The organism is Myxococcales bacterium (assembly GCA_016717005.1).
GTDB lineage: Bacteria > Myxococcota_A > Polyangia > Haliangiales > Haliangiaceae > UBA2376.
The window spans coordinates 371,114-395,772 of record JADJUF010000001.1 but is presented as its reverse complement, the minus strand read 5'-3'; the positions used below and the strand labels follow the sequence as shown (position 1 = coordinate 395,772).

Below are 24,659 nucleotides of genomic sequence, written 5' to 3'. Positions count from 1 at the left end.
CCGCGCAGGTTCGGCCAACGCACGACAGGAGCACGACGATGAGGAAGCAGGACATCGAGATCGTCATCAGCCCGACCGGCGAGGTCACCTTCACCGCCAAGGGCATCAAGGGTTCCAGTTGCATGGACGAGACCAAGTTCCTCGAGCAAGCGCTCGGGGGCGGGGTGATCGACCAGCAGAAGACCGGCGAATACTACGAACAATCAGAGGGTTACGTGTCCACCTGGGCCGGGGGCGAGGGCAAGGACGACTGATCGGGGAAGGTCGCCCCCTCCGGCGGCGTACTATGGACGCACGCACCTGCATCCTCCTCACCCGCGCGGAGCCCCGTGGCCAACGAACCTGACGATCCCGAACTCGAAGAGCTCTCCGGTCTCGCGCCCGAGCAGCTCTCGGACGAGCTGGCGCGGGACATCGCCAAGCGCTGGGATCCCGAGCGGCTGCTGAAGCTGGTCGCCGCCCGCGCCGGCAAGGGCGAGCAGCTCGATCACTCGCTGCGCCAGCGCTACGAGGCTCGCCTCGGCGTCGACCTCGGCCACGTGCGCGTGTTCAGCGGCACCTTCGCCGAGGAGTTCAACCGGCAGCGCAACGCCGACGCCGTCACGATCGGCGGCACCGGCATGATCCTCATGGGCAACTCGACCGACCGGTCGATGGCCGGGGCGTCCGGGCACGCGCTCCTCGCCCACGAGCTGACCCACGTCGCGCAGGCCGAGAAGGGCCTGCACCGCGCCGGCCACGGCAGCGACCCGGCCCTCGGTAGCGAGGAGCACGAGGCCGAGGCCGAGGAGGCCGAGCACGCGGAGGCCCAGTCGCAGCGGTCCGGCGGCGCGGCCCACGAGGACGACAGCGGCCGCGGCAAGAAAGAGCGGAGCGAGAAGCTCAAGCAGGACATCAAGGACAAGGTCCTCGACATGCTCGGCGAGTACGGACGGGTCGAGCGGATGCGCTCGGGGCCGCCGATGCGGCGGCCGTAAGGCGTTGCGGCGGCGCGGGGCGTTGCGGCGGCGCGCGCGCGGGGCGCGCTCGTCACCGTGCAGCACAGCGACGGCGGGTGCGCGGCCGCGGGGCTCGCGATGGGTGGCGATTCGCGCTACCGTCGCCTCGATGTCCATCAGCCGCGCGGGTGCGCCTTGACCGACAGCTCCGCCGACGCCGGCGTGGTGCAGTCGCGGTTCCAGCTCGAACGCCTGGTCGCCGACGACGAGCTCGCCGGGCGCCAGATCGTCGGGTTCGCCGCCCGCGGCGCGCTGCTGCGCGGGCTCGATCTCGACGGCGTCACGATCGAGCGCCTCGACCTGCAGGAGGCGATCGGCGACGACGCGCGCCTCGAGCGGGCCACGCTCACGATGTGCGACGCGCGGCGCTCGCGCTGGACCGGGGCGCTGTGGAACCGGGTCCACGTCACCGAGTGCGACCTCACCGAGATCCACTTCGAGGGCGCGCAGCTGATCCGGTGCGAGCTGGGGCCGGTGCGCCTGGCCCGCGCCAACTTCCACAAGGCGCGCCTGCTGACCACGACGTTCAAGCAGTCGGAGCTGTATTCGGCGGACTTCTCGGGCGCGGTGCTGACCAAGGTGGTCTTCGACGGCTACGACGGCTCGACCGTGTCGCTGTCGCGCACCGACTGGACCGGCGCGACCTTGTGCGAGGTCGACTTCCGGCGCGCGAACCTGTACGGGGCGGTGTTCCGCCAGGCCGTGCTGCTCAAGTGCGACCTGCGCGGCGTCGGCCTGTCGAGCGCCGATCTGCGCGGGGCCCGGCTGGTCGGGTGCCAGACCGCCGGCGCCGATCTCGACGGTGCCACCATCTGATCTGTGCAAGCTGTAGGGAGCCCGCATGCCGACCCGACCCGATCTCCGCGACATCACCACCGGCGTCAAGGACGCGCTCGCCGACTGCGATCGCGACACGCTCCTCGACATCCTCACGTTCGTCGTCAAGGAGTACGTCGTCGACGGGCCGCCGCCGATGCTCATGCACCAGACCGAGTCGATCGCCGATCTGGGGCGGCTCAGCTTCGCGCAGCTGATGGTGGCGCTGCAGACCCGGCTCGAGCTGCCGGAGCTGGGGCTGTTCGCGGTCGACGGCGAGCAGGTCTCGGTGCGCATCGGCGGCGTGATGCAGCCGCTGGCGCGCGGGGCCGCGGCGACCGCGGCGGCGAGCGCGGCCGAGCTGCCCCGGCCCTCGGCCGGGGTGCGCGTGGTCGAGACCGCGACCCGTCCGGCGCCGTCGGCCGCGCCGGTCGCGCCGATGGCGAGCACGGTCACCGAGCGCGCGGCGCCGCCGCCGGCCCGTGGGCTGTCGCTGCGCGGGCGCCCGGCCGGCGCCATGATCGGCGACCCGAACGACGCGCCCCCGGCGACGCCGCCGGCGCCCGCGACCCCGGCGCCCGCCGCCACGCCCGAGCGGCGGGAGGACACGCCCGGCAGCGGCGACGACGCGTCGGCGCGGTTCTCGCTGCTGGAGCTCGACTGATGTCGCAGGTCGCTCGTCGCTACTACGCGCGCGGCGTCCAGGCGATCGCGTCGAACGAGCTGACCGTCGCGGTCGAGCAGCTGCAGGCGGCGGTCGATCTGGCGCCGACCTTCGGCGACGCGCGGATCGCCTTCGCGGTGGCGCTGGCGAAGTTCGGCGACGCGCCCCGCGCCGCCAACGTGCTGCGGGCCGGGCTCGGGCGCGCGCCGTCGCCGGTGTCGACCGCCGCGCTGTGGGCCACGCTCGGCGACGTGCTGACCTTGTCCGGCGACTTCCTCGGCGCCGAGGACGCGCTGCGGCAGGCCGGCGACCACCCCGACTTCGCCGTGCGCGCCGCCTCGGGCCTGGCCCGGGTCTACGCCAAGCTGGGCCGGTTCCCCGACGCGGTGGTCCAGCTCCGCCGCGCCGCCGCCGGTTCGTCGAACTAGCGTCGGCCACCCGGGGGCGCGGCGGTGACGCGGCCCGCGCTGGCCGCGCGGCGCGGCCGGTCGCGCCCAGGTCCGCGCGGCGTCGCGGCTGCCCCCGGCTCGCCGACGCTCAGTACGCTTGCTGGTAGCCGTAGTGCTGCTGCGGCGCGGACCACAGCGTGTCGAAGAACGCCTGGGTCAGCACGACGGTGATGTTGTCCGTGCCGCCGTTGTTGTTGGCGGCGCGCACGAGGTTCTCGGCGGTCACCTCGAGCGGATCGCCGGCGGTCATGATCTCGCGGATCATCCAGTCGTCGACGAGATCCGACAGGCCGTCGCAGCACAGCAGGAACACGTCCCCGTGCTCGATCTGCAGCATGTTGTGCTCGATCTCGACCGCCGCATCGAGCCCGACGGCGCGGATGATCACGTTCGAGGTCGCGGGGCCGAGCTGGCCCACCAGATCGGGGCGATCCTGGTACAGGTTGCGCAGCGAGTGGTCGCGGGTGATCGGATGGAACTGACCCTGCCGCAGCAGGTAGCCGCGCGAGTCGCCGCAGTGCGCGATGTGGGCGGTCGCGCCCTCGATCCGCATCCCGACCGCGGTCGTGCCCATGCCGTGGCAGGTCGGGTCGATCTGGGCCCGCTGGAACACCGCCGCGTTGGCCGCCTTCATCGCCGCGACCAGCGGGTCCTGGCCCGGCGCCGGGCGCGGGTCGTTGGTCTTGAGCGAGTGGACGATGGTGCGGATCGCGAGATCCGACGCGACCTGGCCCGAGGCGTGGCCGCCCATGCCGTCGCAGACGAGGTAGACCCCGAGGAAGTCGTCGAAGTACATCGCGTCCTCGTTCTGCGTGCGCTGCACACCTACATCGGTGCGGCCGACGCCCTGCATCACGAACGGTTCGATGGGAACGATCTTCGGGTCGGAGCTCATGAACGCCTCGGCGGCACGCCGCTAGCCTGCTGCCCCATTGTACGGTTCGGCGCCGCCGGATCTCCCCCGGTCGGCGTCGTTCGGCTGACTCTCACTTACCGGCCCGCTGCGCGGCGCGCACCGCCTTCGCTTCCTCGACCAGCTCGGCCCACGGCGGCGCCGTGGCCTCGCGGAACGCGGTGCGGGCCTCCCGGACCACGTCGGCCACTGACACCAGCTCGGGCTGCTCTGGCCGGAACGCCAGCGCGACCAGCACCTCGGCGTGAGCGTCGGTGGGTTGATCGTCCTGGTAGTCGCTCGTGAACTCGATCGTGAACTCGCTGACCGGGCGGTACAGATCGCGCAAGACCGCCTGGGGCGCCGACTCGTCGAGCGCCTGGTCGATGTCGCGGGACCGGACGTAGTCGCGCGGTTCCCCGATCGTCGCCAGCTCCTCCTCGGACGGGACCCGGAGCCGCGCGATCGACGGGTCGAGCACGGCCGGCGGCGGCACGAGCTCGCGGAACGTGCGGGCGTAGCGGTCGTGGCGCTCGAGCCGATCGTAGAACCATGGCTCGATGACCGCCGCCAGCGCCGCCACGCGGGCGCGGCGCTGGGCCGCCTGCTCCTCGAGCACGGCGTCGATGTCACCGCCGAAAGCCTCGAGGCCCGCGACCGACGCCGTGGCCGCGACCCGCTCCTGGACGACCTCGACGCTCGGTCGGGCGAACCAGCTCGCCAGCTCGGCGCGGGCGATCGGATCGAGCGCGGCCTCGATCGCCTCGATCTCCTCGCTCGAGCGCGCGAGCACGTCGCGCCCACGCAGGTCGCTCGTCGCGCCGGCCGGCGCCGGCTCGGTCGGCTCGCTCAGCGCGTCCGGCGCGCGCGTCGCGGCGGCGTCGTCGTCCGGGGGCATGGACTCGGCGGTCACGAGGTGATGGTCAGAGCTGCAGAACGATCACGTAGGCGAGCGCGCCGACGACGGCGCCCACGAGGATGCTGCCGATCCAGAACCCGGTCGTCGCGCCGCCGCCATCGCTGGCCGCGCCCGGCGCCGCCGCGGCGGGGCCGCCAGCGAACGACACCACGCCCTCGGTGTTCTGGAGCATCATGGTCTTCTGCGGGCCACCGCCGGGCGGCGCGCCAGGGTAAGACGCCGCGCCGGGCTGCGTCCCCATCGGGCCCATGCCCGGCGGCGCGCCCATCGGGCCCATGCCCGGCGGCGCGCCCATCGGACCCATGCCCGGCGGCGCCATCCCGCCCTGGCCGCCCGGCGGCATCATCACCGGCGACAGGCCGGCGATCATGGTCTTCTGGGCGTGACCGGTGGGCTGGTAGCCGCCCGGCGGACCGGCGGGCGGCGGCTGCGGGGCGCCCGGGTAGCCAGGCTGCGGACCACCGGGACCGCCGGGATAGCCAGGGGCGGGCATCCCCGCGATCATCGTCTTCTGCGCCGCCCCAGCGGGGCTCCACCCCGGCGCACCCGGCGGCGCCGCTGGCGGGGCCATGCCCTGCGGGTTCCAGCCCGGCGCGCCCGGCGGTGGACCCTGGTGCGGGGCCATCTGCTGGGGCATCTGGGGGCCGCCCGGCATGCCCGGGGGCGGCGCCATCCCGGGCAGGTTCGGACCGGTCGCGATCATCGTCTTGGGCGCGCCGCCACCGCCGATGTTGATGCCGACGCCGCCCGCCAGCTCGGCGAACGCCTGCTGGCACGCCTGCATCATCTCGCCGGCCGACTGGAAGCGCCGGCCGGGCTCCTTGTCGAGCGCCTTGCGCACGATGTTCTGGACGTTCATCGGGATGTTCTGCGGCAGCGGCGGCACCTCGCTGCGCAGGTGCATCTGCAGGACGGTCATCGGGTTGTCGTCGTTGAACGGCACCCGACCCGACAGCATCTCGTAGCCGAGGATGCCGAGCGCGTAGAGATCCGAGCGCGCGTCGAGCGGCAGCCCGCGGCCCTGCTCCGGCGACATGTACTGCGGCGTGCCGAACACCACGCCCGCCTGGGTCTTCATCCCGCCGCCCTCTTGCAGCAGCTTGGCCACCGAGAAGTCGAGCAGCTTCACGAAGTCGGGCGAGCCCGCCATGTTCAGCAAGAAGACGTTGTCGGGCTTGATGTCGCGGTGGATGATCCCGATCGAGTGGGCCTCGGCCAGCGACGCGCAGCACTGGATGAGGATCTTCATCACCCGGTTGGGCGCCATCGGCTGGCCGTTGATGGCCCCGCGCAGGACGGTGCCCTCGAGGAACTCCATCGTCATGAAGAACCGGCCGTCCGAGGTCTGGCCGAAGTCGAACATGCGGATGGTGTTGGGGTGCTGCAGCCGCGAGCAGGCCTTCGCCTCGTTGGAGAAGCGCTGCACCCAGCTCGGGTCCGACGCCATCTGCGGGTTCAGGACCTTGATCGCGATGGTGCGATCGATCGAGACCTGCCGGGCCTTGTAGACGACGCCCATCCCGCCCTCGCCGATGCGGGCCAGGAGCTCGTAGCGTCCGTCGAAGGTCTTGCCGACTAGAGGGTCATGCACGTCGGTTTGCTACCAGGGTATGCGGGTTGTGAGGGTCGCGCGAGAACGGAGTCCGGGCACGCGGCGCGGCGGTCGAGACGGCCCACGTCACGGCGCCGAGAGGCGCACCGGGTTGTTCGGGATCAGCTTCGACGCGTCGAGCTTGACCTTGGCGATCGAGGCCTTCTTGGTGACCTTCGACAGCTTGAAGTCCGAGCCGCGGATCGGCTTGTCGTTCGCGTCGAGCAGCACGCCCTTCCAGCCCTTGTCGACGCCGTCGTCGGTGCCGACGTTGATCGTGATCTGGACGCCGGAGCTGATGGTCTGGACGTCGGTGACCTCGCCGACGCGATCGGGCGGCTTGTAGCCGTCGCAGTTCGGGTTGTTCGGATCGAGCTTCGTCGGATCGCACGGGGGCCAGTTCGACGGCTTGCACTGCGCGAACTTGCGCTCGGGCGGGTTCGGGCACGGCATCGACTTCAGACACGCGGGGATGTTCGGGTCCGGCGGGGTCGGGCACTGGCCTGCGCAGGCCGGCCAGGCCGGATCCATCGGGATCGGACAGACCGACAGGCACGCCGGGTTCTTCTTGTCGAACGTGGTCGGATCGCACGGCTTCTCGGGCTCGGGCACCGCCGGCAGCTTGGGCGGGTCGAGGACCTCGATCGCGAGCCAGTCGAAGGTCTCGACGTTGAGCTCCTTCCACTCGGCGGTCAGCGTGTACTTGCCGGCGTCGCCGCGCTCCGACGCGTAGATCTGGATGTACAGCTTGCCGTGGGCGTTCTCGATGGTGAGGTTCTTCGTGGTCTTGCGCGACCGCTTGCGCTTGTTGGGCTTGGCCGAGGCGAGCACCCGGTTGTACTCGTTGGAGACCTCGAACGAGAGATCGAGTCCGGGCCGGGGCGGCGTCCACTTGAGCCGCAGGCTCAGGGTGCCGACCTTGTCCTTGGGCAGGTCGAGGACCAGCCAGTCGACGCGATCGCCGCCGGGGTACGTCACGATGCCCCGGGCGCGGGCCTCGTTGTTCTCGATCTTCATCTCCTTGGCGCCCTTGGTGCGCCCGTCCTCGCCGGTCTTGGAGTCCTGGGGGACGTTCTTGGAGCACCCGGCCGCGCCCACGAGGAGCGCGAGCACCATGGCAATGACAAGGCGATGCCGCCTGGAATCCCGAACCATGACGCGATCCTGCGACCAAACGCCGAGTTTGCGCAAGCCCCGTCTACGACTATCGGGTCACCAGGTGGCGGCCGGCGGCGACGCTGTCGGCCGCGCTACTTGCAGGTGGGCGGGCGCGCGCCGGGCGGCGGCGTCAGGCGCACGGGGGCGCCGCCCGGGAGATCGGTCGCCTTGACCCGCGCGACCGAGGCGTTCTTGCCGATCGTGGTCAGCTTGAAGGCGCCGTTTGCGACCGGGTTGCCGTTGGGGTCGAGGACCGCGCCGGTCCAGGTCTTGTCGAGCCCATCGACCAGGCCGAGGTTGATCGTGATCTGGGTGCCGTCGGCCAGCGTCTTGAGATCGGTGATCTCACCGTCGCGTGGCTGCCGCTCGACGCCCGCGCACTTCGGGTTGGTGTAGTCGGGCTTGGCGAGATCGCACTCGGGGTAGTACTGCCGGCAATCGGCGAGGCAGGGATCGAGCGCGTCCTTGTTGCACAGCTTGCAGGCCTTGATCTCGGGCTTGGGCGGGTTCGGGCACACGCCCGCGCAGCCCGGCCAGGTCTCGTCGTACGCGACCGGGCACTTGTTCGTGCAGTCGGGGTTGGCCTTGTCGAAGGCGAGCAGGTCGCAGGCCTTGATGGGCTCGGGCACCGCCGGCAGCTTGGGCGGATCGGAGATCGGCACGTCGGGCCAGCTGATGTCGTCATCGATCGGGTTCGGGGTCCACGCGGCGGTCAGCGTGTACGTGCCGGCGTCGCCGCGGTCCGACGCGTAGATCTGCACGTACAGCTTGCCCTTGGCGTTGGAGATGGACAGCGACTTGGTGGTCTTGCGCGACCGCTTGCGGGTGTTCGGCTTGGCCGAGTCGAGCATGCGGTAGTACTCGTTGTAGACCTCGAACGACAGGTCGAGCCCCGGTCGCGGCGGGACCCAGCGCAGCTTGAACTCGACGGTGCCGACCTGATCCTTCGGCAGCGTGATCATCTTCCAGTCGACGCGATCGCCGCCGGGGTAGGTCACGATGCCGCGCGCGCGCGCCTCGTTGTTCTCGATCTTGAGCTCGCGCGCCCCCTTGGTGCGGCCGTCCTCGCCGGTCTTGAGATCCTGCGGGACGTTCTTCGTGCAGGCGACCGTCGCGAGGATCGCCAGGCCCACCCAGATGCCATTGCGCATGCCCGGATGGTGTGATGCGGGCGCGGAGTTGTCGAGCCCAAAGCCGGCCCGTGGGCACTGCCGACCGCGACCCGATCGTGGTACCCGACCGCCATGCGCTGGATCGTCCTGCTCGCCCTCGCCGCGACCGCGTGTGACCGCCAGGTGGCCGGCGGCTCCACCGACGGCGCCAAGGTGTTCGCGGCCGCGTGCGCGCGGTGTCATGGCGCCACCGGCAAGCCGCCGCAGCAGATGACCGATCAGCTGGGCGTGCGCGATCTGACCGCCGACGAGTTCCGCGGCCGGCGCAGCCGCGACCTGATCGAGACCCAGATCCGGCGCGGGGCCGCGAGCGGGCGCATGCCGGCCTTCACCGGCGCGCTGACCGACGCGCAGATCGTCGCGGTCGCGGCCTACGTCATGACGCTGGGCGAGTGAGCCCGGCGCCCGGGGGGCCGGCCAGGCGCGCGCAGGCGTCGCGGAGCTCCGCCCGCGTGTCGGGATCGGTCTCGACGGCCGCGGCGGCGGTCAGCGCGGCGGCCGCGGTCGCGGCGACGCTCGGCACCGCGGTGGCCAGCTCCGCGGCGCCCCACGCCGCGTGGCCACGCACCAGCGCCGACGGGTTGGCCAGGAGCGCGACCAGGGCCGGCAGCGCCCGGCCGTCGGCGCTGTTGCCGAGCGCGACGGCGACGTTGCGCAGCAGCCGCGGCCGATCGATCCGGCGCAGCGCGGTGCGCCGGACGAACCGCCGCAGCTGGTTGGCGCCGATCGTCGCGAGCCGCGCCAGGTCGGGCGCGGCGTGGTCGAGATCGCGCGGTGTCAGCTCGACGGCGGCGCTGGTCCGCTCGGGCGCGGCGGCGTTCCACGGGCACACCTCCTGGCAGACGTCGCAGCCGAAGATGCGCGTGCCGATCGCGGCCCGCAGCTCGGTCGGGATCGGCCCGTCGTGCTCGATCGTCAGGTACGAGATGCAGCGCCGGGCGTCGAGCACGAACGCGTCGACGAACGCGCCGGTCGGGCAGGCGTCGAGGCACGCGCGGCAGGCGCCGCAGCGCGTGCGGACCGGCTCGACCTCGGTCGCGGCCAGGTCGACCGCGAGCAACAGCTCGCCGAGCACGACGTACGACCCGAGCCCGGGCGCGATGACCATCGTGTTCTTGGCGGTGAAGCCCAGGCCGGCGCGCTCGGCCAGCTCGCGCTCGGCCACCGGCGCCGCGTCGACGCACACCCGCCACGCCAGCGGACCGGCCGCGGCCTCGAGCGCGGCGGCGACCTCGCGCAGCCGGTCGCGGACGACCAGGTGGTAGTCGGTGCCGCGGGCGTAGCGCGCGATCGCCCCGCGCACCGGCACCAGGTCGCCCGGCGGCGCCGGCGCGTCGCCGCCGTAGGCCAGCGCCACGACGATCGCGGTGCGCGCGCCGGGCAGCAGCGCGCGGACGTCGGCGCGGCCGGCGACGTGCTCGGGCGTGGCCAGGTAGCTCATCTCGCCGTGGTGGCCGGCGGCCAGCCACGCGCGGTAGCCGTCGGCCCGCGCCGACGGCGCCAGCGGCACGATGCCCACGCGGTGGAAGCCCGCGGCCTTGCACGCGGCGAGCGCGACGTCGCGCAGCGCCGCCGGATCGAGCGTCACGGCAGCTCGGCGCCGCCTCGACCGCGCCCTCGCGATCGTCGTCGTCGGGCTGCCCGGCGAAGAACACGTCGTCGTAGGGCACGGTGCAGTCGCGCTCGCGCGGCTCGGGGTAGTCGACGAGCTGGCCGCGGTAGGTGCGCACGACGACGCGATCGGGGTGCCGCTCGACGATGTAGTCGGGGCCGATCGGCAGCTTGCCGCCGCCGCCGGGCGCGTCGATCACCAGGTGCGGGATGCACATGCCGCTCATCCAGCCCCGCAGCGAGCCGTACAGCTCGATCGCCGCGTCGACCGGCGTGCGCAGGTGATCGGTGCCGATGACCGTGTCGCCCTGGAACAGGTAGTACGGCCGCACCCGCGATCGCAGGAGGCCGCGGAACAGCGCCCGCAGGCTCTTCGTCGACGAGTTGACGCCGCGCAGGAGCACCGCCTGGTTGCCGACCGGGACGCCGTGATCGATCAGCCGCTCGCACGCGGCCCGGGCCTCGGGGGTCAGCTCCTTGGCGTGGTTGAAGTGGGTGTTGATGAACACCGGCGCGTGCGCGCGCAGCGCCCGGCACAGCTCGTCGTCGACGCGCATCGGGCACACCACCGGGATGCGCGTGCCGATGCGGATGGTCTCGAGGTGCGGGATCGCGCGCAGCCGGCCGACGATGCCGGCCAGCTTCTCGGTGGTCATGAGCAGCGGATCGCCGCCCGAGATCAGCACGTCGCGGATGCGCCGCGTCCGCGCCAGGTACGCGATGCCGGCGTCGAGATCGTCGGTCGTCGGCGGCGCGTCGCCGCCCACCAGGCGCCGGCGGTTGCAGTGGCGGCAGTAGATCGCGCAGCGATCGACCACCAGCAAGAGCGCGCGGTCGGGGTACTTGTGGATCACGCACGGCGCCGGGTGGTGGCTGTCCTCGCCCAGCGGATCGCGCAGCTCCTCGGCGCGGATGTCGAGCTCGGCCGCCCGCGGGATCGCCTGCATGCGCACCGGGCAGGTGGGATCGCGCGGATCCATCAGGCTGGCGTAGTAGGGCGTGATGCCGACCCGGAACAGGTGCCTCGACGCGGCCAGGCCCTCGAGCTCGGCCGGCGCGAGGTCGATCACCTCGGCCAGCTCGTCGGCGCTGGTGATCATGTTCCGGAGCTGCCAGCGCCAGGAGAGCCAGTCGCGCTCGGCCACGTCGGCGCGACGGCGCGCGAGGCGGGGCGCGGGGGTGGTGACGACCGGCAGCATCGGCGTCCGTTACCGCGGGTGGCGCGGCTTGGCAACCGTCATGACGCCGCGACCATCGCCCGGGCCTGCGCGAGCACACCCGCGAGCCCGTCGGTGAGCGGCAGCTCGAGCAGGTCGGCGGCGGTGACGAAGCGGGCGGCCCGCGCGTCGTCGCCCGGGGCCAGCGCGCCGACCCCGGTCGGCGTCGCGAGGTAATCGAGGATGACGTAGTGGTAGGCGCCGCCGTCGACCGGGATCACGCGCTCGATCACCGCGACCAGCGGGCCGGGCCGCACCTCGAGCCCGGTCTCCTCGCGGACCTCGCGGGCGACCGCGGCGGCCAGCGCCTCGCCGTGGTGGACCTTGCCGCCGGGCACGGTCCAGAGGCCGACCCCGGGCGGGCGGCCGCGCTCGATCAGCAGCACCCGGCCGCTCTCGTCGAACACGATCGCGGCGACCGCGACCACCGGGTGCGCCGCCGCGGCGGTCACCGCGCGCGACCTGGCCTCGGCTTCGCCCGCGCGGGCGTTGGCTGCGCCGACGCGGTCGACCTCGACGCGGTGACCTTCGCGGCGGTGACCTTCGCGGCGGTGACCTTCGCGGCGGTGACCTTCGCGGCGGTGACCTTCGCGGCGGTGACCTTCGCGGCGGTGACAGCCTTCGCGGCGGGCGTGGCCTTGGCGGCGGGCCTGGCCGTCGTGGCGGGTGTGGCCTTGACGGGCGTGGCCTTCGCGGCGGGCCTGGGCGTCGCGGGCGTGGCCTTGACGGGCCTGGCCTTCGCGGCGGGCTTCGGCGCCGCGGTCGCGGCCTCGGTCTCGGCGCCCCGGCCCGGCACCGAGGCCGACGGGCACAGCGGCGCCAGCGCGCAGCGCTCGCACTGCGGCCGGCGGGCGAAGCACACCCGGCGGCCGTGCCAGATCACGCGATCGGCGAAGGTCTTCCACGCGGTCCGCGGCAGCGCTGCCATCAGGTCGCGCTCGATCTTGACCGGATCGGTCTCGCGCGTGAGCCCGAGCAGGTGCGCGATCCGCGTGACGTGGGTGTCGACGACGACGCCGACGGTGACGCCCAGCGCGGTCGACAGCACCACGTTGGCGGTCTTGCGCGCGACGCCGGGCAGCGCCACGAGCGCGTCGAGATCGGCCGGGACCTGGCCGCCGTGGCGCTCGACCAGCGCCCGGGCCATGCCGACCAGGCTGCGGGCCTTGGCCCGGAAGAACCCCGACTTGTAGATCAGCGGCTCGACCTCGGTCGGCTCGGCCGCGGCCAGCGCGTGCGCGTCGGGGTACTTTGCGAACAGCGCCGGCGTGAGCGTGTTGATCATCTTGTCGGTCGACTGCGCCGCCAGGATGGTCGCGCACAGGAGCTGGTAGGCGTCCTGGTGATCGAGCTCGCAGGTGGCGTCGGGCCAGGTCGCGGCGAGCGCGGCGAGCATCGCTGGCACGTCCGGACCCGTCGCCGGCGTGGGGGACGTGGTAGACCGAGGTCGGTGACCCATGAAGCTCACGCACGGTAACATCGCCCGGGCGATCCCGCTGGCGCTGGCCGCGATCGTCTGCGGCTGTATGTCCACGGCCGAGGTCAAGCACGCGCGCACCTCGGTCTACGACACCGAGTTCGCCAACGTCTACTCGGCGGCGGTCGAGTCGGTGCGCCGGCTGTACCCGACCTTCGAGGAGAACCCCGACACCGGGGTGATCAAGACCGCCTGGCACCAGGTGAAGTTCTCCGATCCCGGCGCCGACGATCCCAAGTCGTCCCAGGTCGCCGACCGCGCCGCCGGCGTCGGGGCCGCGTCGCCCAACGCCGCGTCGCTGGGCTACAACCCGTCGTTCGCGCGGCGGCTGTACTTCATCCGCTTCAACGTGACGGTCGCCGGCGTGCGGCCGTGGCGGGTGCGGGTGGTCGGCGTCGCGTCCGAGCTGCGGCCCGGCGACGCGCTGCCGACCGAGCTCAAGGGCGAGGCCATCCCGCACTGGCTGGCCGGCCGCACCGACGCCTTGCAGGTCGAGATCTACCGCAAGCTCAAGCCCTACGCGATCAAGATGCCCGAGGACGCCCCGCCGCCGCCCGACGAGATCGAGCAGATCGACGTGGCCGGCGACATCCCGGCCGGCGCGCAGACGGTCGCGGCCGACGTGGTCCGGGCGCTGCACAAGCGCGACTACGCGGCGCTGCGGGCGCACGTGGCCGACGACGTGCTGTGGAGCCGCGGCGCGGCGCCGGGCGTCGACGTCGCGCTGGCGATGTGGCAGGCGGACCCGACGGTGCTGACCGCGCTCGAGGCGGCGATCACCGCCGGCTGCGGCGCCGACGCCAGCGAGGTGGCGTGCCCGGCCGCGGCCGGGGCCACGGCCCGCGCGCGGTTCGGGCAGCGCGGCGGCGTCTGGAAGCTGGTGGCGTTCGTCAGCGACGCGCCGTGAGCGCGCGCTGATCGCCCGGCCGCGGCGCTACTCGCAGCGCGGGCCGCCGGCGAGCTCGACCACCGCCTCGAGGATGCGCGCGGTCGCGCCCCAGATCCGGTGGCCGGCGTAGGGGTACGCGCGCATCGTCCAGGCGCGGCCGCGCCAGGCCCGCGTGCCGAGGACCTCGACGTCGGTGCGCTCGAAGAACCGCGCCAGCGGCACCCAGAACCAGCTGGCCACCTCGCGCGGGTTGGGCGCGAACGCCTGCGCGCCGTCGAGCTCGGCCACGACCGGCGTGATCGCGTAGCCGCTCGGCGTCGGCACGTCGTCGAGCATGCCCAGCACGCGCGGCGCGGCCCGCGGGACGCCCAGCTCCTCCTCGGCCTCGCGCTGCGCGGTGGCGATCAGGTCGAGGTCGCTGGGGTCGTGGCCGCCGCCGGGCAGGGCGATCTGGCCCGAGTGGGTCGGCGCGTCGGCGCCGCGCTCGATCAGCGGCACCCAGGTCGCGCCGGCGCGCTCGACCAGCAGCACCGCCACCGCCGAGCGCCGCAGCTCGTGATCGGCGAGGCGCAGCCCCGGGCGATCGCGCAGCGCCTCGGTCATGCGGGCGATCAGCTCGGCGTGGGTCATCGCGCGGTCCTGGGATGCCCGGTCGCGGTCACTCGCTGCACGCCGGTCGCCGCGCCGGGATCAGCTTGCCGGGGTTGAGCAGGTCGAGCGGATCCCACATCGCCTTCCAGCGCCGCTGCCACTCGAGCACGCGCTCGCCCTGCTCGAGGTGCATGTACGGCCGCTTGATGAGGCCGATGCCGTGCTCGCCCGACAGCGTGCCGCGCAGGTCGACGGCCGCGGCGAAGATCTGCGCGCACGCGTGGTCGACCTTGGCCCAGCTGGCCGGGTCGGCGGGATCCTCGTCGGACACGACGTTGACGTGCAGGTTGCCGTCGCCGGCGTGGCCGAACACCGCGATCGGCAGGCCGACGTCGGCGGCGATGCGATCGGTCCGGGCCAGCATCTCGACGATCGCCGAGCGCGGCACGCACACGTCCTCGCCGATCTTGATCGCGTGGGCCTCCTTGAGCGACGGCGAGATCTGGCGCCGCGCCTCCCACAGCGCGCGGCGCTCGGCCGGATCGTTGGCGGCGAACACGTCGAGCGCGCCGGCGGCGTCGCAGTCCTCGCCGAGGCGCTCGAGCTGGCCGTCGAGCGTGTCGGCGTCGCCGTCGACCTCGATCAGCGCGATCGCGCCGGCCGCGGCCGGGAACGCGTAGCGCGAGCGGCCGCGCACGTGATCGATCGACGTGCGATCGGCGAACTCGATCACCCGGGGCCGGACGCCGCGCCCGATCAGCGCGGTGATCGCGCCGGCGGCGGCGGCGACGTCCTGGAACACCGCGAGCAGCGTCGCGACCGCGGGCGGCTTGGGCAAGAGGCGCAGGGTCAGCTCGGTGATCACGCCGAACGTGCCCTCGCTGCCGACGAAGCCGGCGGTCAGGTCGTAGCCGGTCACGCCCTTGGTCGTACGCCGGCCGACCCGCAGCACCTCGCCGCCCATGAGCCCGACCTCGAGGCCGAGCACGTACTCGCGGGTGACGCCGTAGCGGAACGCGCGCGGGCCGCCGGCGTTGTTGGCGGCGTTGCCGCCGATCGAGCAGTACTCGAGGCTGGCCGGGTCGGGCGGGTAGAACAGGCCCTGGGCCTCGACCTGGGCCTGGAGCTCGCCGGTGACGACGCCGGGCTCGACCACCGCGACCATGTCATCCGCGCTGATCTCCTTGATCTGGCGCATGTCCTCGACCGACAGCACCACGCCGCCGCGGACGGGCAGGCACCCGCCGGTCAGGCCGCTGCCGGCGCCGCGCGGCGTGCACGGGACCCCGTGCTCGGCGCACAGCCGGAGCACGATCGCGACCTCCTCGGTCGAGCGGCACCGCACCGCGACGTCGGCCGGGAACGGCCCGGCGTGGCTCTCGTCCCGGCCGTAGTCGGCCAGACGATCGTCACCGGGCACGATGACGGTGGCGGGGTCGAGCTCCCGCGCCAGGAGCGCGCCGATGTCGACGCGCGACGGAGACAGGCCGGCGGTCACGGCCCGACTCTAGCGCCTCAGACCGAGAACGACGAGCCGCAGCCGCAGGTGGACTTGACGTTCGGGTTGTTGAACTTGAAGCCCGCGCCCGACAGCCCCTCGACGTAGTCGATCTCGGTCCCGACCAGGTACATCAGGCTCATCTCGTCGACGACGACCTTGACGCCGGCGACCATCGAACTGCTGGTCGACCTCGGTCGGGCCGTCGAAGTACAGGTCGTACGAGAAGCCGGCGCAGCCGCCGCCGACGACGCGCAGGCGCAGGCCCATCTCGGCCTCGATCTGCTCGTCGTTGCGGATCTCGTTGACCTTGGTCGCGGCGATCGGGGTCAGCTTGACCAGGGTGTCGAGCCCGACCGGCTCGTCCGTGGCCGGCGGCGGCGCCGCCGTGGTGGGAGTCTCGCGAAACAGGTTGGCCATCGGTGTCTCCAAGCCGGCGGCGGCCGCCAGCGAACGTGTGATCTCGCGCCAGCGTACCGCCGGCGATTCTCAGGTGTACCTAGCCGGCGCCCGGTTGGCAACCGGATCGCACGCCGCTACCCTGGCCCGGTGCCGAGCTACGCCGAGTTCCTGGCCGCCGCGCTGGCCGCGATCCGCGAGGTCCTCCCGGCCGAGGCGCTGGCCGGCGCGCCGGTGGTCATCGACGTGCGCGAGGCCGACGAGCGGGCCGAGGGGACGATCCCGGGCGCGCGCGCGATCCCGCGGGGCTCTCTCGAGAGCCGCATCGAGGCCGAGGTGCCCGACCGCGCGACCGCGGTGGTCGTGTACTGCGCCGCCGGCCACCGGTCGGCCCTGGCGGCCCGGACCCTGGGCGAGCTCGGCTACGGCGACGTGCGCTCGCTGGCCGGCGGCTTCAGCGCGTGGCGCGCGGCGGGCCTGCCGGTGGCCCGGGCCGACGCCGACGACCTGACGCCGGCGCAGCGGGCCCGCTACGCCCGGCACCTGATCCTGCCCGAGGTCGGCGAGGCCGGGCAGCGCGCGCTGCTCGCGGCGCGGGTCGCGGTGATCGGCGCCGGGGGCCTGGGCTCGCCGGTGGCGCTGTACCTGGCCGCGGCCGGGGTCGGCACGCTGACGATCATCGACGACGACCTGGTCGACGCGTCGAACCTGCAGCGCCAGGTCCTGCACACCACCGAGCGGGTCGGCCAGCCCAAGGTCGACAGCGCGGCGCGCACGATCGCCGCGCTCAACCCCGACGTGACCGTGCGCGGGCATCAGGTCCGGCTCAGCAGCGCCAATGCGCTCGAGCTGCTGGCCGACCACCAGGTGATCGTCGACGGCACCGACAACTTCGCGACCCGCTACCTCGTCAACGACGCGGCGCTGCGCCTGGGCGTGCCGGTGGTGCACGCGTCGATCTGGCGGTTCGAGGGCCAGCTGACGGTGTTCGGCGCTGGCGGCCAGCCCTGCTACCGGTGCCTGTACCCCGCGCCGCCGCCGCCGGGCGCCGCGCCGAGCTGCGCCGAGGCCGGGGTGCTGGGCGTGCTGCCCGGGGTGCTGGGCGTGCTCCAGGCCACCGAGGCGATCAAGCTGGTGCTGGGCCTGCCGACCGTGGCTGGGCGCCTGCTGGTCTACGACGCCTTGCGCGCCAAGCTGCGCGACCTGGCGCTGCGCCGCGATCCGGCCTGCGCCACCTGCGGCGACGGCGTCGACCGCACCACCATCCCGCTCATCGACTACGCCGCGTTCTGCGCCGGCCCATGACCGTCACAGCGCGGCGCTGAGGCCGAAGACCAGGGTCTTGGCGTCGATGTCGTCGCCGCCGCTGGTGAACGGCAGCACCAGCGCGACGTCGGCCGTGACCCCGCCCAGGTCGTACTGGCCGCCGAGCGCGAGCGCGTGGTACTTGTCATCGTCGTCGCTGTCGGTGGTGCCGATCGTGGTCAGCTCGACGGTCGCGGCGCCGTGGCCCTGCTGGAAGCCGGCCGCCAGGTCGACGTGGTACAGCGGGTCGGGGTTGTCGCGGTCCTCCGCGTCGACGAACACGTCGAGGCCGACGTCGGCGCGGGCGTAGAAGCCGCCGTCGTGGTAGCTCGGCGACACCGACAGCCGCAGCAGCGTCGAGTCGACGGCGGCCAGGGCGAGATCCGACGGGCGCCGCGCCAGCTCGCTGATGATCGGGACGAGCGCGTCGAACCCGTCGCTCGCGTCGGGGCCGGTCGGGACGATCAGGCCGCCGCGGAACGTCACCGCGCTGCTGCGTTGCTTGATGCGGTAGAGGCCGCCCAGCTCGAGGTTGGTCAGGGCCTGGACGTCATCGAGCGACGCGAACCCCATCCGCGCGTAGCCGCCAACGCCCTGGGCGCCCACGAGCTGGGCGTCGAGGTGGCCCCCGTACAGGTTCTGGTCCGCGGCGTCGTCGTCGGGGATCGTGACGCTGAACTCGGCGTTGATCTCCGAGCGCGCCCCGTCCGGCGCCAGCGTGGTGAAGCGGACCGGGGCGGCCTCGGGGACGGCGGCGTCGTCGGCGGTCGCGACGCCGGTGAGCGCCAGGAGCGTGGAGGCGATGAAGGCGCGACGGAAGCGAGGGCAGTTGGACATAGGGGGCGCTCTGAGCAAACGGCCGGCCACATGGTCGGTCCAGTGGGTTCGCGGGCCTGCGCCGGGCGGCGTGTCCCGCAGGTCACGGCCGGTGGGCGACCGCGGTGGCCGCGCCGACACACTGTCAAGAGTTCGACAGCCGGCGGGAGGTCAACTTGACCCACCCGGAGCGCCACGGGACACTGCCAACCTGTGGCGATCGCTCCGGGCCAGCTCATCGGCAACTACCGGGTGCTCTCGCGCCTCGGCGTCGGTGGCATGGGGGTGGTGTACCTGGCCGAGCACCCGATCATCGGCAAGAAGGTCGCGCTCAAGGTCATCCACCGCGAGCTCGCGGCCAACCGCGAGGTGATCGGCCGCTTCTACCAGGAGGCGCGGGCGGTCAACCTGATCGGCAACGAGCACATCGTCGAGGTCCACGACTTCGGGCAGTCGGCCGAGGGCGATCACTTCTTCATCATGGAGTACCTGGACGGCAAGACGCTGGCCCAGGTGCTGACCCGCGAGCGCCTGCTCGACGTCGGCCGCGCCCTGCACGTCAGCGCGCAGATCGCGCAGGCGCTGCAGGCCGCGCACACCGCCGGCATCATCCACCGCGATCTCAAGCCCGACAACGTCATGCTGTGCGAGCGCGGCGGCGACCCCGACTTCGTCAAGCTGCTCGACTTCGGGCTGGCCAAGATGGCGGCCGAGGGCGGCCTCAAGAACCTGACCGCCGCCGGCGTCATCCTCGGCACGCCCCAGTACATGTCGCCCGAGGCGTGCGAGAGCAAGAAGGTCGATCACCGCACCGACATCTACGCGCTCGGCGTGCTGCTGTTCCAGATGCTGTGCGGCCAGGTGCCGTTCGACGCCGACACGATGGGCGGCGTGCTGATCAAGCAGGTCACCCAGCCGCCGCCGGCGCCGCGGGGCCTGTCCTCGATGATCCCGCCGGCGGTCGAGCAGATCATCCTGCGCTGCCTGGCCAAGTCCCCCGACGCTCGGTTCCAGACGATGCAGGAGCTGTACGCGGCCCTGTGCGATCCGGATCGCTACCTGGGCGGGGCGCCGGCGTCGATGCCGGCGGCGCAGCCGAGCGCGGCGGCCCAGGCCAAGACCAGCTTCGCCGTCGGGACCAACGCCGCGATGGGCTACGCCGCCACCGCCGGCTTCCCGGCCTACGAGACCCAGTCGCGGAACCGCGACGCGGTCGCCGCCGCCCTGGCCGCGCAGCAGCAGGCCGCTGGGCCGCGGATCACCGGCGCCGGTCAGGCCCAGCAGGCGACCGCGATCATCGAGCAACCCGGGGGGCAGGGGGCGACCTTGATCGGGGTGCTGGCCGCGGCCGCGCCGCCGACCGCGCCGCGCCGGTCCACGTCGGTGCCGATCGCGGTGCCGCAGAACCAGACCTTGGTCATCGCGACGCCGCCCGGGCACTCGCGGCACCCGCCGCGGCGCGGGCTGGGGGTCGCGCTCGGCGTCGCCGCTGCCGTCATCGCCGCGGTCGTGATCGCGGTCGTGGTCCTCGGCGGTGGCGGCGACGGCGCCGGCGGTGACTCGCCCGCCGCGGCGCCGATCGACGCGGCGCCCGCGGTCGCGGTGGTCGAGCCCGACGCTGCCCCGGCGATCGACGCGGCGCCGGCGCCGGTCGCGATGGCCGAGGTCACGATCACCAGCGAGCCCAGCGACGCCACGATCTACGACGCCGACGGCACCCCGCTCGGCATCACGCCGGCGACGCTGACCTTGCCGGCCGACGGCGTCGCGCGCACGTTCACGCTGCGCCGCGCCGGGCGCAAGCCGCGCGAGAAGGTCATCGCGGTGACCGGCGACATGGTGGTCACGGTGCTGCTCGACGTCGACACCGGCGGTGGCAGCGGGCACAAGCCCGACAAGCGGTCCGGCGACAACGACCCGGCCGGCAGCGGCAGCGGCAGCGAGCGCAACGACATCATGGAGCCGACGCTGCGCTGATCCGCCGGGTGGCGGTCGCGGTCGCCGAGGAACACGATCAGGCGCCTGCCGATCGTCGGGACGCCCAGCATCTGGCCGTCGCGCACCACCGCGCGGTGGGACCTGCCGGCGGCGCGGTCCAGGCTCGCGATGCGACAGCTGATCAGGTGGGCCATGGTCAGGCCCATCGCAAACCGCGCGCCAGCGGCCGCGCGCCACGACGCGTCCGCCCTGCGCAGGTCGTCCATCATCTGCGAACGCGCCGCCGGTCCCGTCACGGCCGCCGTCGTCGTCGCGATGCCCCGGCCGCGGCCGCCGTTGCGCCGGGGCGACGGATCGGCGACGCTGGCGTCGTGCTCGTGCCGCTGCTCGCCCTCGCGCTCGCCGTCGCCGCCGCCGCCGTGACCTTCGTGGCCACGCGCCGGCGCCAGACCGCCGCGGCCCGGCTCGCGGTCGAGCGCGCCCGCGTCGAGATCGCGGCGGTGGTGTCCTCGGCCCGGGTCGAGGCCGCGACCGTGCGCCAGGCCGCCGAGTCGGCGGGGCGGGTCGAGGCCCTGGCGCTGCGCGAGACCGTCGACACCGAGCTCGAGGCCGCCCACGAGCGCCTGGCCGCGCGCGAGGGCGCGATCGCCGGGGCCGCGGCCGACCTCGGCGGCGTCAGCGACGAGCTCGAGCAGCGCGAGGCGGTCCTGGCCGCCGACGAGCAGGACCGCCGCGCCAAGAGCGATCGCGCCCGCGGCCTCGAGGGCGACAGCGCCAAGCGTGCGCGAGGCCCGCGCGCTGATCGAGAGCCGGGCCGGCGTCGGCGCCGAGCGGGTCGTCGCCGAGCTGGTCGAGGCCTGGACCGAGACCGCCCGGGCCGAGGCCGCCGCGCAGGTCCGCGCCGCCGGCGAGGCCGCGACCGATCCGGCGTCGGACCGCGAGGCCAAGCGGGTGATGGAGATCGCCAGCGGCCGCTACCACAACCACTTCCTGACCGAGCGCAACCTGTCGACCCTGCGGCTCGAGCCGGCGGTGATGGAGACGGTCCTGGCCCAGGACGGCATCTTCCACAACGCGCTCGAGGAGGTCGGCGGCGTCAAGGTGCTGGTGGCCGAGGATCAGACCTCGGTCCGGCTCGACGGGCAGGACAGCCTCGGCCGCGAGATCGTCCGGCGCGCGCTGGCCAAGCTGGCCAAGCGCCCCGAGACCACCAAGGACGCGCTGGCGACGCCGGCCGAGTTCGTCACCAAGGTGAAGGAGCAGCTCGACGGCGAGGTGAAGACGCTCGGCAAGAAGGCGTTCCAGACCCTCGGCGTGCCGCGCGCGCACCCCGAGATCGTCTGGCTGGTCGGCGCGCTCAACTGGCGCACGAGCTACACCCAGAACCAGTGGATGCACGCGGTCGAGGCGTCGTTCCTGGCCGGCATGATGGCGGCCGAGCTCGGCCTCGACGAGAAGCTCGCGCGGCGCGCGACCTTGATGCACGACATCGGCAAGGCGCTGACCCACAAGATCGAGGGCAGCCACGCGGTGATCGGCGCCGACATCGCGCGGCGGCTCGGCGAGCCCGAGCTGGTCGCCAACGCGATCGGCTCGCACCACGCCGACGAGCCCGCCAACTCGGTCTACGCCTATCTGGTCGCCGCCGCCGACGCGATGAGCGGCGCCCGGCCCGGCGCGCGGCGCGAGCAGACCGAGGGCTTCTCGACCAAGATCGAGGACCTCGAGCGCATCGGCGTGCGCCACCGCGGCGTCGACTACGCCCACGCGGTCCACGGCGGCCGCGAGCTGCGCGTCTACGTGCGCGAGCGCGACGTCGACGACGCCGGCGTCGTCGAGCTGTCGAGCGAGATCGCGACCCAGGTGTCGGACGAGCTGGTGTTCCCGGGCCAGATCAAGGTCACGGTCATCCGCGCGTTCGAGGCGGTCGCGACGGCGAACTGATCTCGGGCGCCCGGGCGCCGAGGTCGCGGCCGCGCGGCGGCGTCGACGGCGACGCCGAGATCGCGCGCATCGGCCTGCGCAGCGGGCTGCACAGGGGGTAATATCGGGGAATGGGGGAGCCGCCGCAGCCAGCGGGCAAGCGCAAGGTCCGGACCGGGCGACGGACCACACGCGGGCCGCGCGGGCGGGCCCGGGTCGAGATCCAGCTGACGACCGCCGATGAGGTCGGGCGGTGCTGGCGCGATCACCTGTCGCGCGGCGGGGTGATCGGCCCCGATCTCGACGTCGAGCTGGTGCGCCTGGTCCTGCGCGGTCCGCGGGGGGCGCCGCTGGAGCTCGACGGCCGGGCGGTGCACAAGCTCCCGACCGGCGCTGGCTACGAGGTCACCGACTTCCGCGCCCGCCACCTCGAGATCGAGGCCTGGGTCGACGCGTGCTGCGCCGAGGCGGGCGACGAGGCGCGCACCATCGCGACCCCGCGGCTGCGCCCGCCGTCGCGCGCGCCGCGCCCCGGCGACACCGTGCGCACGCCGCCGATGTTCATCGATGAGCTGACCGCGCCCTCGGTGATCCCCGCGGTGGCGGTGCCCCCGCCCGCGTCACCGCCGCCGGCGGTCGCGGTGCCGCGGCCGGCGGTCGCGGCGGCCGAGCCGAGCGTGCCGCTGGCCAAGAACGCCCTCGAGCGGGTCCGGCGGCTGGCGCTGCCCGATCAGCTCCGTCTGGCGCGCACCGGCGAGCGCGACGACCGGATCGCGGTCGAGCGGATCCTGGGCAAGGCGGCGTGGGAGGGCCTCTTGCGCAACCCGCGGATCACGCCGCCCGAGGTCGCTGCGATCGCGCGCATGGGCATGTTGCCGGGGCCGCTGCTCGAGCTCATCGTCGCGAACCAGGCGTGGCTGCGCACGCCCGAGGTCCGGCGCGCGCTCCTGACCAACCCACGGCTCAGCGGCGACCAGGTCGGTCGCGTGCTGCGCGCCATGCCCAAGCCCGAGCTCAAGCTGGTGGCGACCCAGGCGATCTACCCGGCGTCGGTGCGCGACGTCGCGCGCCGGCTGCTGCCGGGCGAGTGACCCGCCGCGCGGCGCTCACGCCGACAGCCACGGGCGCAGCGCCGGGCCGAGCCGCGCCACGTCATCGGGCGCGCACCCGAGCGCGGTCGCGAACGCGATCAACGTCATCGCCTGGCGCTCGGTGATGTGCCCCTTGGCGAGCACGACCGCGAGGCCATCCGCGACCAGCATCGACGCCAGCGTGCGCGGATGCACCCCAGGATCCCGGAACGGCCCGGGACCGTGATCCAGCGCCGCCGCCAGCGCCGCCGGCTCGAGCGCGGCGGCCAGCATCAACTCGTCGACCGCTACGCGCGGACCGATCCGGCGGGTCAGTCGATCGTGGAGCCGCAGGCCCTCCTCGAGCCCGAACTCGCCGTCGGCCCGGACCACCGCCATCAGCGCGCGCCCATACAGGGCGGCGGTCGCGAGGTCGCGGATCGGGCCGAGGCGCGCCACGGCTGAGTGTAGGCCAGGTCCGCGCGAGTAAGATCAACGGAGTAGGGCGCGGCTGGCACCCGGATCCAGCGGCCTCACGAAGATGGGTGGGTCCAAGCGCCAAATCGTACCTGGACGTTAGGGTGAGTCTTGACAGAGGCAGGCGAGGTCGCCATAGTCCGCTCACAGGCGCAAACCCTTACGTGAAGGTCAGGTTGTTGCGCCCTCAAGACACCGCAATCATGGAAAAGCCAGCAGTCAAACTCCTACGTGTCGGCGAGCTCGCCAAGGTGGTCGGGAAGACCGTCCGGGCGATGCACCTGTACGAGGAGCTCGGGCTGCTGGAGCCGGCTGGTCGCTCGGAGGGCGGGTTCCGCCTGTACGGCCCGGCCGCGGTCGACCGCATCCACTGGATCGTCAAGCTCCAGGCGATCGGCTTCACGCTGGCCGAGATCCAGGGCTTCGTCTCCGACTTCCGGGACGCCGGCACTGGCAAGGACGCGACCGATCGCGTGCGGTCGGTGTTCGCCGGCAAGCTCGACCAGATCCGCGCCCAGATGACCCAGCTGCGGGTGATCGAGAACGATCTGCACGAGGCGCTGGCGTACCTCGACTCGTGCACGTCGTGCTCGACCGAGTTCACGCCGCACGAGTGCGGCGCCTGCGGCCACAACGGCCACGAGCGCGAGAAGGCCCCGCGGTTGTTCGCGGGCCTGTCGCGACGGCGCCTGCCGATGCACGGCCGCCCGGCGCGCGAGTTCGACGTCGCCGCCACCGAGCTGATCAAGGATTCCGACGCGCGCGATCCCAATCGCCCGCGCAACTAGA

Annotated in this window: 24 protein-coding genes and 2 pseudogenes; 12 read left to right on the top strand and 14 right to left on the bottom strand. The window is 73.5% G+C overall.

Annotated features, from left to right (window positions below; genetic code table 11):
- Positions 1 to 38: 38 nt before the first annotated feature.
- The 5 genes from IPL61_01725 (at position 39) to IPL61_01705 (ending at position 2,906) form a co-directional block, all read left to right on the top strand.
- Complete coding sequence (locus IPL61_01725) at positions 39 to 254, top strand: DUF2997 domain-containing protein (GenBank protein ID MBK9030052.1); 216 nt, start codon at positions 39 to 41, stop codon at positions 252 to 254.
- Between the two features lie 75 nt (positions 255 to 329).
- Positions 330 to 977 carry a DUF4157 domain-containing protein gene (locus IPL61_01720; protein ID MBK9030051.1) on the top strand — a complete coding sequence of 216 codons (648 nt, stop codon included), beginning with the start codon at positions 330 to 332 and terminating at the stop codon, positions 975 to 977.
- A 156-nt stretch (positions 978 to 1,133) separates the two neighbouring features.
- On the top strand, positions 1,134 to 1,814 hold the full coding sequence (locus tag IPL61_01715) for a pentapeptide repeat-containing protein (GenBank protein MBK9030050.1): 681 nt from the start codon (positions 1,134 to 1,136) through the stop codon (positions 1,812 to 1,814).
- A gap of 25 nt (positions 1,815 to 1,839) precedes the next feature.
- Positions 1,840 to 2,478 (top strand): hypothetical protein, encoded by a 639-nt coding sequence (locus tag IPL61_01710; protein ID MBK9030049.1) that lies wholly within the window; start codon positions 1,840 to 1,842, stop codon positions 2,476 to 2,478.
- Positions 2,478 to 2,906, top strand: coding sequence for a tetratricopeptide repeat protein (locus tag IPL61_01705; protein MBK9030048.1), 429 nt, complete (start codon positions 2,478 to 2,480; stop codon positions 2,904 to 2,906). Before IPL61_01710 ends, IPL61_01705 begins: the two co-directional genes overlap by 1 nt.
- Before the next feature lie 109 nt (positions 2,907 to 3,015).
- Here IPL61_01705 and IPL61_01700 read toward each other — a convergent pair whose 3' ends face one another.
- From IPL61_01700 to IPL61_01680, 5 genes are all read right to left on the bottom strand, one after another.
- On the bottom strand, positions 3,016 to 3,822 hold the full coding sequence (locus IPL61_01700) for a serine/threonine-protein phosphatase (GenBank protein MBK9030047.1): 807 nt from the start codon (positions 3,820 to 3,822) through the stop codon (positions 3,016 to 3,018).
- 91 nt (positions 3,823 to 3,913) lie between these two features.
- Positions 3,914 to 4,732 carry a hypothetical protein gene (locus IPL61_01695; protein MBK9030046.1) on the bottom strand — a complete coding sequence of 273 codons (819 nt, stop codon included), beginning with the start codon at positions 4,730 to 4,732 and terminating at the stop codon, positions 3,914 to 3,916.
- A 10-nt stretch (positions 4,733 to 4,742) separates the two neighbouring features.
- Positions 4,743 to 6,329: a protein kinase gene (locus tag IPL61_01690; protein MBK9030045.1), complete on the bottom strand. Its 1,587-nt coding sequence runs from the start codon at positions 6,327 to 6,329 to the stop codon at positions 4,743 to 4,745.
- Between the two features lie 87 nt (positions 6,330 to 6,416).
- A complete protein-coding gene (locus tag IPL61_01685) occupies positions 6,417 to 7,445 on the bottom strand; it encodes a hypothetical protein (GenBank protein ID MBK9030044.1) in 1,029 nt (342 codons plus the stop codon).
- Between the two features lie 134 nt (positions 7,446 to 7,579).
- Positions 7,580 to 8,638: a hypothetical protein gene (locus IPL61_01680; GenBank protein MBK9030043.1), complete on the bottom strand. Its 1,059-nt coding sequence runs from the start codon at positions 8,636 to 8,638 to the stop codon at positions 7,580 to 7,582.
- A 93-nt stretch (positions 8,639 to 8,731) separates the two neighbouring features.
- Here IPL61_01680 and IPL61_01675 point away from each other — a divergent pair, with 93 nt between their 5' ends.
- The gene (locus IPL61_01675) at positions 8,732 to 9,055 is read left to right on the top strand and encodes a c-type cytochrome (GenBank protein MBK9030042.1); all 324 of its coding nucleotides are present in this window, start codon (positions 8,732 to 8,734) and stop codon (positions 9,053 to 9,055) included.
- Here the strand turns inward: IPL61_01675 and queG are convergent.
- From queG to nth, 4 genes and pseudogenes are all read right to left on the bottom strand, one after another.
- Positions 9,036 to 10,247, bottom strand: coding sequence for a tRNA epoxyqueuosine(34) reductase QueG (gene queG / locus IPL61_01670; protein MBK9030041.1), 1,212 nt, complete (start codon positions 10,245 to 10,247; stop codon positions 9,036 to 9,038). The genes IPL61_01675 and queG overlap by 20 nt on opposite strands.
- Before the next feature lie 58 nt (positions 10,248 to 10,305).
- Positions 10,306 to 11,469: pseudogene (locus tag IPL61_01665) on the bottom strand (KamA family radical SAM protein).
- A gap of 38 nt (positions 11,470 to 11,507) precedes the next feature.
- The gene (locus IPL61_01660) at positions 11,508 to 11,939 is read right to left on the bottom strand and encodes an NUDIX domain-containing protein (GenBank protein ID MBK9030040.1); all 432 of its coding nucleotides are present in this window, start codon (positions 11,937 to 11,939) and stop codon (positions 11,508 to 11,510) included.
- Positions 11,936 to 12,946 carry an endonuclease III gene (gene nth / locus IPL61_01655; protein ID MBK9030039.1) on the bottom strand — a complete coding sequence of 337 codons (1,011 nt, stop codon included), beginning with the start codon at positions 12,944 to 12,946 and terminating at the stop codon, positions 11,936 to 11,938. Before nth ends, IPL61_01660 begins: the two co-directional genes overlap by 4 nt.
- Between nth and IPL61_01650 the strand changes: the two genes are divergently transcribed.
- Positions 12,945 to 13,871, top strand: coding sequence for a hypothetical protein (locus IPL61_01650; protein ID MBK9030038.1), 927 nt, complete (start codon positions 12,945 to 12,947; stop codon positions 13,869 to 13,871). The genes nth and IPL61_01650 overlap by 2 nt on opposite strands.
- Before the next feature lie 27 nt (positions 13,872 to 13,898).
- On the opposite strand, the gene IPL61_01645 is transcribed toward IPL61_01650, so the two are convergent.
- The 3 genes and pseudogenes from IPL61_01645 to IPL61_01635 all read right to left on the bottom strand — a co-directional run bounded on the left by IPL61_01645 (position 13,899) and on the right by IPL61_01635 (position 16,284).
- On the bottom strand, positions 13,899 to 14,483 hold the full coding sequence (locus IPL61_01645; protein MBK9030037.1) for a CoA pyrophosphatase: 585 nt from the start codon (positions 14,481 to 14,483) through the stop codon (positions 13,899 to 13,901).
- A 28-nt stretch (positions 14,484 to 14,511) separates the two neighbouring features.
- Positions 14,512 to 15,942: an FAD-binding protein gene (locus tag IPL61_01640; GenBank protein MBK9030036.1), complete on the bottom strand. Its 1,431-nt coding sequence runs from the start codon at positions 15,940 to 15,942 to the stop codon at positions 14,512 to 14,514.
- Positions 15,943 to 15,959: 17 nt separating this feature from the next.
- Positions 15,960 to 16,284 (bottom strand): annotated as a pseudogene (locus tag IPL61_01635) (iron-sulfur cluster assembly accessory protein).
- Positions 16,285 to 16,491: 207 nt separating this feature from the next.
- Here IPL61_01635 and moeB point away from each other — a divergent pair.
- Entirely contained in the window at positions 16,492 to 17,646 is a 1,155-nt protein-coding gene (gene moeB, locus IPL61_01630; protein MBK9030035.1) for a molybdopterin-synthase adenylyltransferase MoeB, read from the top strand.
- A gap of 3 nt (positions 17,647 to 17,649) precedes the next feature.
- On the opposite strand, the gene IPL61_01625 is transcribed toward moeB, so the two are convergent.
- The gene (locus tag IPL61_01625) at positions 17,650 to 18,483 is read right to left on the bottom strand and encodes a hypothetical protein (GenBank protein MBK9030034.1); all 834 of its coding nucleotides are present in this window, start codon (positions 18,481 to 18,483) and stop codon (positions 17,650 to 17,652) included.
- Positions 18,484 to 18,675: 192 nt separating this feature from the next.
- On the opposite strand from IPL61_01625, the gene IPL61_01620 reads away from it, so the two are divergent.
- The 3 genes from IPL61_01620 (at position 18,676) to IPL61_01610 (ending at position 23,414) form a co-directional block, all read left to right on the top strand.
- Positions 18,676 to 20,439, top strand: a complete 1,764-nt coding sequence (locus tag IPL61_01620) for a serine/threonine protein kinase (protein ID MBK9030033.1) — start codon at positions 18,676 to 18,678, stop codon at positions 20,437 to 20,439.
- 741 nt (positions 20,440 to 21,180) lie between these two features.
- Entirely contained in the window at positions 21,181 to 22,344 is a 1,164-nt protein-coding gene (locus IPL61_01615; GenBank protein MBK9030032.1) for an HDIG domain-containing protein, read from the top strand.
- A 110-nt stretch (positions 22,345 to 22,454) separates the two neighbouring features.
- Positions 22,455 to 23,414, top strand: coding sequence for a hypothetical protein (locus IPL61_01610; protein MBK9030031.1), 960 nt, complete (start codon positions 22,455 to 22,457; stop codon positions 23,412 to 23,414).
- A gap of 15 nt (positions 23,415 to 23,429) precedes the next feature.
- Here IPL61_01610 and IPL61_01605 read toward each other — a convergent pair whose 3' ends face one another.
- Entirely contained in the window at positions 23,430 to 23,852 is a 423-nt protein-coding gene (locus tag IPL61_01605; protein ID MBK9030030.1) for a hypothetical protein, read from the bottom strand.
- Positions 23,853 to 24,073: 221 nt separating this feature from the next.
- Between IPL61_01605 and IPL61_01600 the strand changes: the two genes are divergently transcribed.
- Positions 24,074 to 24,658, top strand: coding sequence for a MerR family DNA-binding protein (locus IPL61_01600; GenBank protein ID MBK9030029.1), 585 nt, complete (start codon positions 24,074 to 24,076; stop codon positions 24,656 to 24,658).
- Position 24,659: the final 1 nt, after the last annotated feature.

Coding starts and splice junctions, on each gene's coding strand:
- IPL61_01725 (MBK9030052.1), top strand. CDS start 39: ATGAGGAAGCAGGACATCGAGATCGTCATCAGCCCGACCGGCGAGGTC.
- IPL61_01710 (MBK9030049.1), top strand. CDS start 1,840: ATGCCGACCCGACCCGATCTCCGCGACATCACCACCGGCGTCAAGGAC.
- IPL61_01705 (MBK9030048.1), top strand. CDS start 2,478: ATGTCGCAGGTCGCTCGTCGCTACTACGCGCGCGGCGTCCAGGCGATC.
- IPL61_01700 (MBK9030047.1), bottom strand. CDS start 3,822: ATGAGCTCCGACCCGAAGATCGTTCCCATCGAACCGTTCGTGATGCAG.
- IPL61_01685 (MBK9030044.1), bottom strand. CDS start 7,445: ATGGTGCTCGCGCTCCTCGTGGGCGCGGCCGGGTGCTCCAAGAACGTC.
- IPL61_01680 (MBK9030043.1), bottom strand. CDS start 8,638: ATGCGCAATGGCATCTGGGTGGGCCTGGCGATCCTCGCGACGGTCGCC.
- IPL61_01675 (MBK9030042.1), top strand. CDS start 8,732: ATGCGCTGGATCGTCCTGCTCGCCCTCGCCGCGACCGCGTGTGACCGC.
- IPL61_01650 (MBK9030038.1), top strand. CDS start 12,945: ATGAAGCTCACGCACGGTAACATCGCCCGGGCGATCCCGCTGGCGCTG.
- nth (MBK9030039.1), bottom strand. CDS start 12,946: ATGGGTCACCGACCTCGGTCTACCACGTCCCCCACGCCGGCGACGGGT.
- IPL61_01645 (MBK9030037.1), bottom strand. CDS start 14,483: ATGACCCACGCCGAGCTGATCGCCCGCATGACCGAGGCGCTGCGCGAT.
- IPL61_01625 (MBK9030034.1), bottom strand. CDS start 18,483: ATGTCCAACTGCCCTCGCTTCCGTCGCGCCTTCATCGCCTCCACGCTC.
- IPL61_01610 (MBK9030031.1), top strand. CDS start 22,455: ATGGGGGAGCCGCCGCAGCCAGCGGGCAAGCGCAAGGTCCGGACCGGG.
- IPL61_01600 (MBK9030029.1), top strand. CDS start 24,074: ATGGAAAAGCCAGCAGTCAAACTCCTACGTGTCGGCGAGCTCGCCAAG.